13 protein-coding genes and 1 rRNA gene are annotated in these 13,430 nt (G+C 43.4%); 10 read left to right on the top strand and 4 right to left on the bottom strand.

Annotation, left to right across the window (positions count from 1 at the left end; all coding sequences use genetic code 11):
• Both DMI82_RS12270 and DMI82_RS12265 read left to right on the top strand, forming a co-directional pair.
• A 23S ribosomal RNA gene (locus tag DMI82_RS12270) occupies positions 1 to 119 on the top strand; the annotation flags it as partial.
• A 467-nt stretch (positions 120 to 586) separates the two neighbouring features.
• Positions 587 to 1,198 carry an ECF transporter S component gene (locus DMI82_RS12265; protein ID WP_022426832.1) on the top strand — a complete coding sequence of 204 codons (612 nt, stop codon included), beginning with the start codon at positions 587 to 589 and terminating at the stop codon, positions 1,196 to 1,198.
• A gap of 239 nt (positions 1,199 to 1,437) precedes the next feature.
• Here DMI82_RS12265 and DMI82_RS20320 read toward each other — a convergent pair whose 3' ends face one another.
• The gene (locus DMI82_RS20320) at positions 1,438 to 1,740 is read right to left on the bottom strand and encodes a helix-turn-helix transcriptional regulator (RefSeq protein WP_242981835.1); all 303 of its coding nucleotides are present in this window, start codon (positions 1,738 to 1,740) and stop codon (positions 1,438 to 1,440) included.
• A 309-nt stretch (positions 1,741 to 2,049) separates the two neighbouring features.
• Between DMI82_RS20320 and DMI82_RS12255 the strand changes: the two genes are divergently transcribed.
• Positions 2,050 to 3,456: an MATE family efflux transporter gene (locus tag DMI82_RS12255; RefSeq protein ID WP_110103461.1), complete on the top strand. Its 1,407-nt coding sequence runs from the start codon at positions 2,050 to 2,052 to the stop codon at positions 3,454 to 3,456.
• Here the strand turns inward: DMI82_RS12255 and DMI82_RS12250 are convergent.
• The 3 genes from DMI82_RS12250 to DMI82_RS12240 all read right to left on the bottom strand — a co-directional run bounded on the left by DMI82_RS12250 (position 3,438) and on the right by DMI82_RS12240 (position 6,581).
• On the bottom strand, positions 3,438 to 4,580 hold the full coding sequence (locus tag DMI82_RS12250) for an RluA family pseudouridine synthase (protein WP_110103460.1): 1,143 nt from the start codon (positions 4,578 to 4,580) through the stop codon (positions 3,438 to 3,440). The genes DMI82_RS12255 and DMI82_RS12250 overlap by 19 nt on opposite strands.
• A 65-nt stretch (positions 4,581 to 4,645) precedes the next feature.
• Positions 4,646 to 5,266, bottom strand: coding sequence for a response regulator (locus DMI82_RS12245; RefSeq protein WP_110103459.1), 621 nt, complete (start codon positions 5,264 to 5,266; stop codon positions 4,646 to 4,648).
• Between the two features lie 133 nt (positions 5,267 to 5,399).
• Entirely contained in the window at positions 5,400 to 6,581 is a 1,182-nt protein-coding gene (locus tag DMI82_RS12240) for a sensor histidine kinase (protein ID WP_110103458.1), read from the bottom strand.
• 346 nt (positions 6,582 to 6,927) lie between these two features.
• On the opposite strand from DMI82_RS12240, the gene DMI82_RS12235 reads away from it, so the two are divergent.
• The 7 genes from DMI82_RS12235 (at position 6,928) to DMI82_RS12205 (ending at position 13,339) form a co-directional block, all read left to right on the top strand.
• A complete protein-coding gene (locus DMI82_RS12235) occupies positions 6,928 to 7,857 on the top strand; it encodes an ABC transporter ATP-binding protein (protein WP_059086850.1) in 930 nt (309 codons plus the stop codon).
• Positions 7,858 to 7,869: 12 nt separating this feature from the next.
• A complete protein-coding gene (locus DMI82_RS12230) occupies positions 7,870 to 8,994 on the top strand; it encodes an ABC transporter permease (RefSeq protein WP_022426839.1) in 1,125 nt (374 codons plus the stop codon).
• Positions 8,981 to 10,126, top strand: coding sequence for an ABC transporter permease (locus tag DMI82_RS12225; RefSeq protein WP_015524317.1), 1,146 nt, complete (start codon positions 8,981 to 8,983; stop codon positions 10,124 to 10,126). The genes DMI82_RS12230 and DMI82_RS12225 overlap by 14 nt, the downstream gene beginning before the upstream one ends.
• Before the next feature lie 71 nt (positions 10,127 to 10,197).
• A complete protein-coding gene (locus DMI82_RS12220) occupies positions 10,198 to 11,169 on the top strand; it encodes a D-2-hydroxyacid dehydrogenase (RefSeq protein ID WP_110103457.1) in 972 nt (323 codons plus the stop codon).
• Positions 11,170 to 11,307: 138 nt separating this feature from the next.
• On the top strand, positions 11,308 to 11,907 hold the full coding sequence (locus DMI82_RS12215; RefSeq protein ID WP_110103456.1) for an NUDIX hydrolase: 600 nt from the start codon (positions 11,308 to 11,310) through the stop codon (positions 11,905 to 11,907).
• A 175-nt stretch (positions 11,908 to 12,082) separates the two neighbouring features.
• Complete coding sequence (udp, locus tag DMI82_RS12210; RefSeq protein ID WP_059085420.1) at positions 12,083 to 12,874, top strand: uridine phosphorylase; 792 nt, start codon at positions 12,083 to 12,085, stop codon at positions 12,872 to 12,874.
• 36 nt (positions 12,875 to 12,910) lie between these two features.
• Entirely contained in the window at positions 12,911 to 13,339 is a 429-nt protein-coding gene (locus DMI82_RS12205) for a cytidine deaminase (RefSeq protein WP_015524321.1), read from the top strand.
• Positions 13,340 to 13,430: the final 91 nt, after the last annotated feature.

Here is a 13,430-nt window from a genome sequence, read left to right as displayed (position 1 = left end):
GAGATATCCCATTCTTAGTGAAGTAAACCCCCTTGAAGACGACGAGGTAGATAGGGCAGAGGTGGAAGTGTGGTAACACATGGAGCTGACTGTTACTAATCGGGTGAGGGCTTGACCAAAAAGCCGAGGAAGCGGGCAGGATGTAACAGAAATGGGGCGGAACAAGCTTGCTTGTGGAGAACCATTTATGGTACAGACTGAACATTTGCGAAGCAAATGACATCGAACGACGGAGTCGTGAGATGACCACCGCTGGAGTAGCCAAAAGAACAGGTGATGCAGCTTTAGCTGCGAGCCCGTGAAGAAAGCTACGGATCGGTACGCAGGTTAAAATTGATTCAAAAAAGATTAACGATCATCAATAGAACATGTATGTAGTTTTGAATATACAATCATGAAAGAGTGGCTTAAACAGCCACTTTTTTATTACCCATAAAAACTGTCCCCTAAAAAAACATAAAAATTGCCCCTTGTAATATACCCAAACAAGCGGTACTATAACATCCAAGTTATTACATTCCTACATTAATACAATCATACATTAAAGTAATAACAAAGGTAATAACGAAACGAGAGGGGAATTATTATGAACACACAGAACAACACAGTAGTTAAACTTGCAGAAACTGCGTTATTAGCAGCTTTATGTTATGTATCCTTCACATTTCTGCAGATCAAGATCCCGGTGCCGGGCGGAGACGCAACATCCATTCATATCGGAAATGCTTTCTGCGTACTTGCAGCACTGCTTCTGGGTGGCGTATATGGCGGACTTGCCGGAGCTATCGGAATGGGAATTGCAGATATCATGGACCCTGTTTATATCACAGGCGCACCGAAAACCTTTGTACTGAAATTCTGTATCGGTCTGATCGTAGGTCTTGTGGCACACAAGGTTGCAAAGATCAATGAGAGTACAGATAAAAAATATGTTTTCAAATGGAGTGTGATCGCATCTATCGCAGGACTTGCATTTAACGTAATTGCAGATCCTATCGTAGGATATTTCTACAAACAGTACATTCTGGGACAGCCACAGGAACTGGCACAGGCACTTGCAAAAATGAGTGCGGCGGCAACCTTTATCAATGCAGTTGTATCTGTAATTCTGGTAGCGATCATCTATAATGCAGTACGTCCGGTACTGATCAAAAGTCATTTGATCACAGTTACCAACAACAAAAATCAGGTTGCGTAAAACGACATACTAAAAAAATAATAGAAAACAAGAAATAACACAAGACAGCGAAATGGAAGTTAAAATCCATTTCGCTGTCTTTTTATGCGGGTATAGGATCATTTTTTATATGGTTATCCGCACATAGAAAACAAATTTCGGAACAACCAAGATCTGTTTTGACGTATCCATGGCAGTGATTGCTGCGGTACTTTCCTTCGTATTTGCGGGAAGACTGGATGGTGTAAGAGAAGGTACTGTTATTTCCGCATATTCTCCCGCACCTTCGTAGGTGTGCACCCGAAGTGCTCCTGGAACATCCGTCGAAACAGCTTATAATTGTTGAATCCATGGCGTTCCAGAATCACATGCACGGGGGCTTTCGTATTGATCAGATCTTTGTAGATAAAAGAAAGTCTGTATTCATTCTGATATTCCAGAAATGTAACCCCCATCTTTTTCTTGAAAAAACGGCAGAAATATCCAGTCTGGAGATAAGCAACACCTGCGATCTCATCCAGAGAAATAGGCCGTTTGTAATTCTCAGAAATATAATTCAGCACCAGATTCAGTCGGTCCAGATCTTTTTTCTGCCGGCTTAGATCACTTTGAAAAATTTTGACACTGAAATTGTGACACAGCTGGAATAAAAGTTCAAAGATCAGGATATTGCAGACGAGAGTCGTATGGTGGAGTAAAAAGATACAAAAAAAGCGGAGATTTATCGTTATAAAGACTATTGAAAATAAAAGAAGTTTGTAGTAAGGTAGTAGCTACAACGCTTACGAAAGGGAAGAATGTTTCAGGTGGGCAGTCTCCTTTTTGTGGAGAATTTTGGATGAAGGAAAACGAAAAACAAGGGGGAAGAATTTATGGAGAAGGTAAAAGAGAAATCTTCTTTTTTCCGAAAGTTCGTAGGAGATAAGAGGTTTTATCTGATGGTCCTGTCTATTGCAGTACCGATCATGGTACAGAACGGGATCACAAATTTTGTCAGTCTTCTGGACAATATTATGATCGGTCGTATCGGTACCGAACAGATGTCTGGAGCGGCGATCGTCAATCAGCTGATCTTTGTATATAATCTATGTATTTTCGGCGGGGTGTCCGGAGCGGGAATTTTTACAGCACAGTATTTCGGACAGAAGGATCATGAGGGTGTCCGCCAGACACTTCGTTATAAACTGTGGATGGCAGTGATTCTGACAGCGATCACCATTATACTGTTTCTGACAGCAGGGGGTTCACTGATCAGCATGTATTTAAAAGGTGACGGAACCGCACAGGAGATCAGGGATACTCTTATTTATGGGAAACAGTATTTATGGATCATGCTTCTGGGACTTCCGCCATTTATGATGGTGCAGGTCTATGCAAGTACCTTACGTGAATGCGGTGAGACCGTACTTCCAATGAAGGCCGGGATCGTGGCAGTGCTGATCAATCTGATATTTAATTATCTTCTGATCTATGGAAAATTCGGATTCCCGGAAATGGGAGTAAGAGGTGCGGCTGTTGCCACAGTGCTCTCCAGATATGTGGAAGCCTGCATTGTCTTGAGTTGGACACATAAGCATACAGAAAAGAATATTTTTGCACAGGGTCTGTATTCAACATTAAAGGTTCCGGCGAACCTGACAAAGAAGATACTTATTAAGGGAACCCCGCTGCTTCTGAATGAGACTTTATGGGCAGCCGGAGTGGCCATGCTGACACAATGTTATTCAGTCCGTGGACTGAACGTGGTTGCGGGATTAAATATTTCCAATACCATCAACAATGTATTTAATATCATATTTATCGCACTTGGAGATTCGGTAGCCATTGTTGTAGGACAGCTTCTGGGGGCAGGTAAGATGAAGGAAGCCAGAGATACGGACAACAAGATGATCGCATTTTCTGTGTTCTGCTGTACCTGCGTGGCAGCTGTGATGTTTGTAATGGCACCACTGTTTCCAAGGCTTTACAATACCAATGTTGAGGCACGTACTCTGGCGAAATATTTTATTATGCTCACAGCATTTTTCATGCCGCAGAATGCATTCTTGCATGCAACATATTTTACTTTGCGTTCCGGTGGAAAGACCATCGTTACATTTCTGTTTGACAGTGTGTTTATCTGGGTGGTAAGTGTAACGATCGCATTTACCTTAAGCCGTTTTACAGGTCTGCCTGTACTTGTGATCTACGCAATGGTCCAGGCAGCGGATATGATGAAATGTGTCATTGGATTTATCCTTGTAAAAAAAGGCGTATGGCTTCAGAATATCGTTTCATAGAATTTTTTGAAATCTTCCGGGAGGGGTGCTTCCAGGGAGATTTCTTTTTTGGCATTTTTGTCATGATGCATGGAAGCCCGGGTGTCGGAAGCAGATTCATCAATTGAAAATGGAAGTTGAAATTTAAGCTTCCATGCGTGGAGTGCAGCCCGGGAAAACGGATTCGATATGTCCGATAAACAGTACAGAGAATCACCCAGAAGAGGATGCCCGAGAGATGCCATGTGTACACGGATCTGATGGGTACGGCCGGTTTTCAAACGGAGCATTACAAGAGAAGCCGGAGCTGCTGCGTCAGGGCCGTTAGATTTCAGAACAGAATAAAGGGTTTCTGCATGTTTGCTTCCGGGAAGCGTGCCATCTGTGGATACGACCATTTTCAGACAGTTATCCGGGTCAGGTGCAAGGGGAACGGAGATCCTGTGAAAAGCTCCATCTTCATCCACAGGCATGAAACCGGAAACTGCAGCCAGATAGGTTTTCTCTGAAATCCCTTCTTCACGCTGGTTCTGTAATCTGGCGGCAGCAGTCTGGTTCCTGGCAAAGAGCAGGATACCGGAGGTTTCTTTATCCAATCGTCCGATAGACCGGACTTTGGTAGGCTCTCCTTTGGAACGGAAATAGGAAGCCACCTGGTTGGCGAGACTGTCACTGTAGTGAGAACCGGAAGGATGAGTGACAATCCCGGCAGGTTTATTTATGGCGAGGATATCCTGGTCTTCGTATATGATCGCCAACTCAGGAAGAATCTGTGACGTTGCAGCCAGTGAATGATAAATGTGAGAATTGACATCAGAACCTGCAAATTCTGAAGCTGCGGAATCAGAATATGAAATTGCGTCTGCGGAGAACTGGAAATTGTGATTGGACGAATAGACGGTAAAGGATGAAGATTCCAGCTGGGCAGAATCCACATCGTCCGCTTCCAGGCATACTATGATCTGATCCCCGGGATAAGCGGTTTCCGTTACCCGGCACTGTTGTCCGTTTTTTCGGATACCACCGGGACGGAACTTCGCCTGGCTGATCTGCTTTTTTGTAAGACCTGCCTGCGTGCGAAGAAAGCGGGAGACAGGTGCCGGAACAGCTGTTTTCGGGATATAGATAGTAAGATAGCGGTTCATTGTGAGGAATCCTCCGATTCTATTAAATTAATAAATATTTACAGGAATTTGGATGCAGGAGATTTTTACTTATGCTGATAATAAAAAACAGCAACTTGAGTCCGATCCCTCAGATGCAGTTTATCCAGAATGGAACTGAGATAATTTCGTACCGTTCCCTCACTGAGAAACAGTTCTGTGGCAATCTCCTTATTGCTGTATCCGTTGGCGATCAGCCGGATGATATCCAGCTCCCGTTCGCTGATGTTTCTGGAAGCATAATCAAATCCGTCGGAAGACTGCAGGAGTTCAGGGATTTTGGATATGATCTCTGTGCCGAATACGGTCTGTCCGGAGTAAACCGCCTGAAGAGCCGGAAGAATGCTGTTATGATCCTGCTTCAGAAGATAACCCTTTGTGCCGAGGCGGAGGGCTTTTACAATATATTCATCATCGGAAAAAGTAGTCAGAAGAAGAATCTTTGCCTCCGGAAATTCGCCCAGGATCTTTCTGGAAGCTTCCAGTCCGTCCATTCCTTTCATACGGATATCCATCAGAAGAATATCCGGAAGATACTCTCTGTACAGAGAGCAGGCTTCTTCACCATCAGAGCCGGTGGCAGTCACTTCGATATCCGGGTTTGCTTCAAGAATGGTTTTTAGTGCTCCTGCAACCAGGCAGTCGTCGTCTATGATTATAATTTTCATGTCAAAATCTCCTGTTTATGAGTTATAAAAAGTAAATTTACAGATCAGAAAAAACAGACGGATCCAATATGCCGGGAAAGTACTTTGATCAAATCAGGAAGGTTTCCGGCAAAGTGAGAAATATCTGTCTGATTCAATTAGAAACAGATTTCGGGATCGTCACAAAGATCCGAAAACCGTTCTCCTGCGTAATCTGGACCGTACCGCCCAGCGCCTTTGCACGGTCACGGATATTGGACAGTCCCATACCACCGGAAGTATTTTTGGCCTTATTGCTGTCAGATCCAGTTTGAATATCCGGAATTTCATTTTCCGGTGTCCCATTATCCTCAATGCACAATTGATAAAGTGCAGGATGCTCCCGCAGAAGAATATCCACAGAATCCGCATTACTATGCCGCATCACATTGGAAAGCCCTTCCTTTGTAATACTGATCAGACTGTATTTCACCTCTCTTGGAATCTGCCTGGACATATCATAAGTAAGATTCACCGGGCAGAAGGTGAAATCCTTTACAAGTCCTTTTATGGCATCTTCCAGATCTATCGCATCATCATGAAGATCATGTACACTGGAACGGATGCTGTTCATAGCACCGTTCAGGGATTCTTCCAGATTTCCAAGCAGAGGATCAAGAGAATCATTTTTGTTGATGGTTTTGCAGGCAGCAGTCATAAGGATAGAACGGGATAGTACATGTCCCACATTATCATGGATCTCTCTGGCAATTCTGTTTCGCTCGCGCAATGTAGCAGCATAAATCTCGTAATCCTGTTTTTCCAGAAGTGCCTTGTTTTTTTCAGAAAGAAGAAGCGTATGTTCCTCACTGTCATCCCGGATCTGATGAAAATCCTGGTAAAGAGCCTGATATTTTCCGGCATAGAGCCAGAGAAAAAATGAGAGAACGAAACCAAAAATCCCAAGCAGACAAAGAACTGCCGGAAATCTATTGATCTGAAAAACCAGAAATCCCCAAAGTGGAAGCGCAGCCACTGCCAGAGGAAAAAGCCCAGCAGATAAGGTCTGATACAGCAGCAGCGGGAAAAATAGAAGAAGATCCGAAAACCACAGGGAACATAATCCAAAGATCACATAACTTCCTGCAAGAACCGGAATGATATTTCCGGCGGGTTTCAATACTGGCAAAGAATTGTGTGAACAGGATTCTGTTTTACATACCCTGCCCAGATAAGTAATGCAGCAAAGGATCACCGCAAAAAGGAGGGCAAACACAAGAGCCTGATCTGCAGGCACATAAAAAAATGTTAAAGTACTGTATAAAAGCAATAGTATGGAATCTGTAAAATAACGCATAAAAAATATACCCTCCTTTCTCAGAATTACAGCCTTTTCCGAAAGTCAGGCAGATAACCGGCTAAAATTATCGTATCCTGTTCCGGGAGAACCCCTTTTGCTGCACAAATTTCTGAAATCAATGTGCCTTTATTATAATATACCGGTTCCTTCCCTGCAAAGAAAAATCTATCCTTCTGAAAAAGACATGACATTTGTCATTTGCAGGTGGTGACATTCAACACTTGGAGCAGACAGAAGAAAAGGATATAATGGCATCATAGAAGAAATATGAATTTCTGCGAAAAAGACATAAAAGTCCTGCTTAACGGACTGTAAAAAAGGAGGAAAACATATGCCACAGAGTATGGTCCACATAGAAAATCTGGTAAAACGATATGGTGATCTTACCGCACTGAATCATCTGGAACTGGATATCCGGGAGGGTGAGATCTTCGGATTACTTGGTCCCAACGGCTCGGGAAAGACAACGGCCATCAGCTGCCTCTTGTCACTTCTGAAATATGACAGAGGTGAAATAAAGATATTCGGAGAAGAGATGAAGCCGGACAGCTATAAGCTCAAGGAACAGATTGGGATCGTGCTTCAGAATGTAGCCGTTTTTGATGAGCTGACAGTGCAGGAAAATATCGATTATTTCTGCGGCCTTTATATACGGGACAGGAAACGGAGAAAAGAGCTGGTGGAGGATGCCATTGAATTTACAGGTCTTGAAGATTTCCGCAAAATGTACCCGAAGAAGCTTTCCGGGGGCCTTTTACGAAGATTGAACATTGCCTGCGGGATTGCCCACAAGCCAAGACTGATCATTATGGATGAGCCGACGGTAGCTGTAGATCCACAGAGCAGAAACAAGATCCTGGAAGGGATCCAGACGCTGAACCACCAGGGCTCCACCATTATCTACACATCCCATTATATGGAAGAAGTGGAGCAGATCTGTACCAGGATCGCCATCATGGATCACGGAAGAGTCATCGCTCAGGGAACAAAGGAAGAATTGAAGCAGATGATCAAAACAGGAGAGACCATCACCGTAGAAGCCATTGCCCTGGAAGAAAAAAATCTCCGGGATATCCGCACACTGGAGCATGTGTTTGATGTGCAGTATGAAAAACAGGTGCTGGTCGTGCGCTGTACCGATGCGAAGCATAACCTGATCCGTCTTCTTAATTATTTGCAAAGCCAGGATATTTCTTTTGGAAGAGTCTTTTCCGAACTGCCTACATTAAATGATGTCTTTCTGGAGATCACCGGAAAACAGCTAAGAGATTAGGAGGGATGGGAGATGTTGCATTTACTGAAATACAGTTTTCTTTCCAAGATCCGGAATTTTAACATTGTATTCTGGCCGCTGGTCTTTCCGCTTGTGCTTGGAACTTTTTTCTATTTTGCATTCGGAAATATCAATGAGGCAGATTTTCAGACGGTTCCGGTGGCAGTGGTGAAGGAAGCTTCTGCGGATACGTTTTTTATGACCTATCTGGATGAAGTGGAAAAAAGCAGTCCGGATCTTTTAAAAGCAGAAGAAATGTCGGAAAAGGAAGCGCTGGAAGCACTGCAGGATAAAAAAGTAGAAGGGATTTATTATGTGGGAAAAGAACCTTCCCTTACAGTAGCAGGAACCGGAATAGAAGAAAGTATCCTTCAGACAGTTCTCGACAGCTGTGAAAACACCAGAACGACCATCACCAATATCATGAAAAAAAATCCGCAGATGGATATGGAAACCATGAAATCCTTGTTAAGTTCCGACAGCCTGGTAAGGGAAGTCTCTCTTGGCGGCCGGACCATTGACGGAAATGTGCAGTTCTTTTACGCACTGATCGCCATGGCCTGCCTGTATGGATGCTTTATCGGATTTGGCTCTGCGATCGGGATCCAGGCCAATATCACACCTCTGGCAGCCAGAAGGTGTGTAACGCCGACCCACAAGCTGAAGCTGATCCTTACAGACCAGCTGACATCTTTTGCTCTGGGCTATGTGGACGTGATCATTCTGATCCTGTATCTCCGGTATATTCTCAATCTGGATTTTCAGGGACAGATGGGAAAAATGCTGGTGGTATCTTTTTTCGGAAGTCTCATTGGTGTATCTATGGGAATGTTTATAGGCAGCTTCGGAAAAATGCAGGAAGGCGTCAGAATCGGGCTCATGCTTGGAATCTCTATGGTAAGCAGCTTTCTTGCCGGACTGATGAACGGAAATATGAAGGATATCGTGGAAAAAAGTGTTCCGTTTGTGAACCGGATCAATCCTGCATCACTGATCTCAGATGCGTTTTACTGTATCAATGTATATGATGATATGACCAGATACTATAGAAATCTGATCACACTGGCGGTAATGTGCGTGGTGCTGGTGATGGCATCCTTTTTCATGGTCAGGAGGGAACGTTATGACAGTATTTAAAGGCTATATGAGGATCATGAAAAAAAATACAGGTCTGATCCTCCTGTATCTGGGCATTTTTTTCGGAGTGACAATGGCACTTCAGGCAGCGGCCGGTAAGGAAACTTATACCAGCTATGAAAGCGAAAAAATAAAGATCGGAGTGGTGGATAAAGACAACGGACCACTTGCAGAAGGACTGGTAAAATGGCTTGAAGGTACGCATCACGTGACCATGCTGGAGGATAACAGGGAGAAGCTTCAGGAAGAGCTTTTTTACAGAAATGTAGAATACATCGTGGTGATTCCTGAGGATTTTTATGAGAACTGTATGGTAAACGGCGAAAGTATTTCTGTGACCAAGGTGCCCGGATCTTATTCGGCATATTATGTGGATCAGCAGCTGGAGAGCTGTCTGAATACAATGCGGACATATCTGAAAGCCGGTTTTTCCCAGAAGGAAGCGGCAACAGCGATCCTGGATAAAAAAAGAGGAGAAGTCACCATGCTGGATACAGATGAAAACAGTGGTACGTCCGGATGGCTCTATTATTTCCGATATATTCCATATCTGTTTCTTGCATTACTTTGCTATGTGATGGGATATGTTCTGATGGCTTTCAAAAAAGACGATATACCAAAGAGAATGCAGGCATCTGCGATCTCTGCAAGACGACAGAGTCTGGAAGGGCTTCTGGCCATGTTTGTGATGGGTGGGGGCTTATGGGGAATCGGTATGGCTGGAGCTATCCTTATGTATGGAAAAACATTTCTCAGTTCAGAAAATTTCGGATACTATGTACTGAACACTCTGGTAATGATGGCAGTGGCACTTTCACTTTCCTATCTGATCGGTCTTTTTGTAAAAAACAGCAACATGTTAAGCGGGATCGCAAATATCCTGTCTCTTGGAATGTGCTTTCTGTGTGGTGTGTTTGTTCCCATGAATATTATGGACAGAAACGTCCTGAAGGTGTCTCAGTTTCTTCCTGTGTACTGGTATGAAAACGTAAATGAGACTCTTGGAAGTTACAGCCACCTAACAGGTGAGGCAGCTGTATCGGTGTGGAAAGGCATTGGACTGGAAGCTATGTTTGCGGTAGTTTTTGTCTGTATGATCCTGGCAGTGACCAGGTATCAGCGGCAGAAATAACAGAAAATAATAGCAGATGGCTGTTAATTATGGTAGGATATAGCTGATAAAGATGATTTGCGGAGAAAAACATGAAAAAAATACAAGTTTTAATAAAACCACAATGCAATGCAGAAATTCAAAATCAGTTTGCAACAAAATTCGGAGATCAGTGCGAATTTACATTTCAGGGCAAAGAAACTGAGGATGCGATCGCAGCAGCAGAAGTAGTGATCGGAGAGCCAGAGGAAGAAGAAATCCTGAAAGCAGAAAATCTTCGCTGGATCCAGCTGACCTGGGCCGGTGCGGACAAATATACAAAAATGAAAGCATTCCCGACAGGAGTTACATTAACCAATGCTTCCGGCGCTTTTGGAAAGATCATATCAGAATATGTGATCGGGAATATTATTGCGCTGTACCGTGAACTTCCGAACTACTGGAAGAACAAACAGAAACACCTCTGGGTACAGAATAGACCATCAGAAACCATATATGGAAAAAACATTCTCATCCTGGGAATCGGGGATATAGGAAGAAATATTGCCCATAGAATGAAAGCGTTTGAAACGCATGTGACTGGAATAAAAAGAACTGCAGTCCCGGAGCATTTGCAGCAGATGAAAGAGTTTGATGAGGTATATGATCTGACAGCGCTGGATCAGCAGCTTCAGAAAGCGGATATTGTGATCGGCTGTCTCCCGGGAACATCGGAAACAAAAGGCCTTCTGAATTACGAACGGCTGTATTCCATGAAAAAAGATGCAATTCTGGTTAATGTAGGAAGAGGAAGCCTCATTCCAACAGAAGACCTGATCAGAGTACTGGAGGAAGGCCACTTAAAAGGAGCGGTCCTGGATGTATTTGAAACAGAACCATTGCCGGAGACATCACCTCTTTGGAATATGGAAAACGTCCTTATCACTCCACACATTGCAGGACCGAGCTTCGGTGGAAACGCTGAAGTCCAGGATATGATCTGGAACATCTGCATGGAAAATATGGAACGATATCTGAATGGAAAAAATTTAAAAAATATTGTCCGGTTAAAGGATGGGTATTAAATAAAAAAGATAGTTACAAGCTCCTTCTGATAAACTGTGAAGCAGTTATCCGGTTATGAGCAAGTAGCGAAGCGGATGCTTTTATCCGCTTGACTAAAAATACATTTATGGATATTTAAGAAAGAGACAGAGTGCATAATGATAACACGCCAGAAACTGATCGATCAGATAGAAAAATACAAGCCATACAATGAGCAGGAAGAAAAAGATAAAATCCTGATCCTGAACTGGATCAGAAATAATGAGAATGCTTTTTCCAGGGAAAATGCAGTAGCCCATATGACAGCTTCTGCCTGGGTAGTAAACAGAGAACGGACGAAAGTCCTTATGGTATATCACAACATATACAATTCCTGGTCCTGGCTTGGAGGACATGCAGATGGTGAGACGGATTTACTGTCCGTTGCTGTCAGAGAAGTAAAAGAAGAGGCAGGGATTTCCAATGTTCATCCGGTGTCAGAAGAGATTTTTTCCCTGGAATCTCTGACTGTAGACGGCCATATGAAAAAAGGAAAATATGTATCCAGCCATTTGCACTTTAACCTAACATATCTCCTTGAGGCAGATTCAGAAGAGGCTGTTTCCATAAAAGCAGATGAAAACAGCGGTGTAGCCTGGTTTTCACCGGAAGAAGCATTGATGAGATCAACAGAACCGTGGTTTGTGGAACATGTTTATATTAAGCTTTTGAAGAAAATGAATCTATGTTATAATGGGATAAAGACAAAAGAGGTTTGACATTGACTGAGCAAATACGAAAATCTGACTGTAATGTAAGACAATACAGTTTTGCAGGGATCGACGGGAAGCAAGGTTAAAATAAAAGAATAAAGGACTGGATTGTATGAAAATGCAGTCTTTTTTTATTCATAAGGAATAGGTAAACTGTTAGCTGAGAAAGGGGGAAACAAACATGAAAAATTATTCAGAGGATGCGGACAGACAGTATCACATTCAGGTAGCAAAAGGAGAAGTGGGACGTTACGTTATTTTACCGGGAGATCCGAAACGCTGCAAAAAGATCGCACAGTATTTTGATGATCCGGTTTTGGTAGCAGATAACCGGGAATACGTAACATACACCGGAACACTGGACGGAGTGAAGGTAAGTGTGACATCTACCGGAATCGGCGGACCGTCCGCTTCTATCGCAATGGAAGAGCTTTATCGGTGCGGGGCTGACACATTTGTACGCATCGGAACTTGCGGTGGAATGCAGCCGGAGGTAAAAAGTGGTGATATTGTTGTTGCAACGGGCGCGATCCGCATGGAGGGCACCAGCAAAGAGTATGCACCTATTGAATTCCCGGCAGTGGCAAATCTGGAAGTGATCAATGCACTTGTGGAAGGAGCAAAGAAAGAAGGATGTGAATTCCACACAGGTGTGGTACAATGTAAGGATTCCTTTTATGGCCAGCATGAGCCGGAAACCAAGCCGGTCAGCTATGAACTGATGAATAAATGGGAAGCGTGGAAACGTCTCGGCTGTCTTGCGTCGGAGATGGAATCCGCTGCTCTTTTTATAGTGGCAAGCCATTTAAAAGTACGTGTGGGCTCCTGCTTCCTGGTGCTTGCAAATCAGGAAAGAGAAAAGCTGGGTTTGGATAATCCTGTGGTACATGATACCGATAAGGCAATCCAGGTTGCAGTACAGGCGATCCGTGAACTGATTCGTGCAGATCAGGCACAGAAAAAAGAAGAATAACGTATACATGCCTGATTCAGGAAAGGTGGGAAAATTATGGAAGAAAAACAGATCAAAGAAATGATCGATCTGGCGATCAGACAGATGGACTATTCCTATGCGCCATACTCACATTTTCATGTAGGGGCGGTACTTCTTGCAAAAAACGGTACCTATTATACCGGGTGTAACATAGAAAATGCTGCCTATACTCCAACAAACTGTGCGGAAAGAACTGCTTTTTTCAAAGCGGTCAGTGAAGGCATGAGAGACTTTCAGGCAATCTGTATCGTTGGCGGCAAGGATGGTGTTCCTACAGAGTATGCAGCACCCTGTGGAGTATGCAGACAGGTTATGATGGAGTTCTGTGATCCGGAAACCTTTCAGATCATACTGGCAGTCAGCAGAGAAAAATATGATATCTTTACGTTAAAGGAACTGTTGCCATTTGGATTTGGACCGGATAATCTGAAGAAACTGAAGTGATAAGCGCATGTGGATACGTGCAGAGATTTTCACGATATGAATGCAGTGAGAAGTAAAATATTGAAAAGTGATCGCCCGGATGTTGATATGA

The sequence above is a fragment of the Blautia sp. BCRC 81119 genome (assembly GCF_003184505.1).
In the GTDB taxonomy this organism is placed as follows: domain Bacteria; phylum Bacillota; class Clostridia; order Lachnospirales; family Lachnospiraceae; genus Blautia_A; species Blautia_A fusiformis.
The sequence above is the reverse complement of the archived record's forward strand: the minus strand, read 5'-3'. Positions and strand labels throughout refer to the sequence as shown.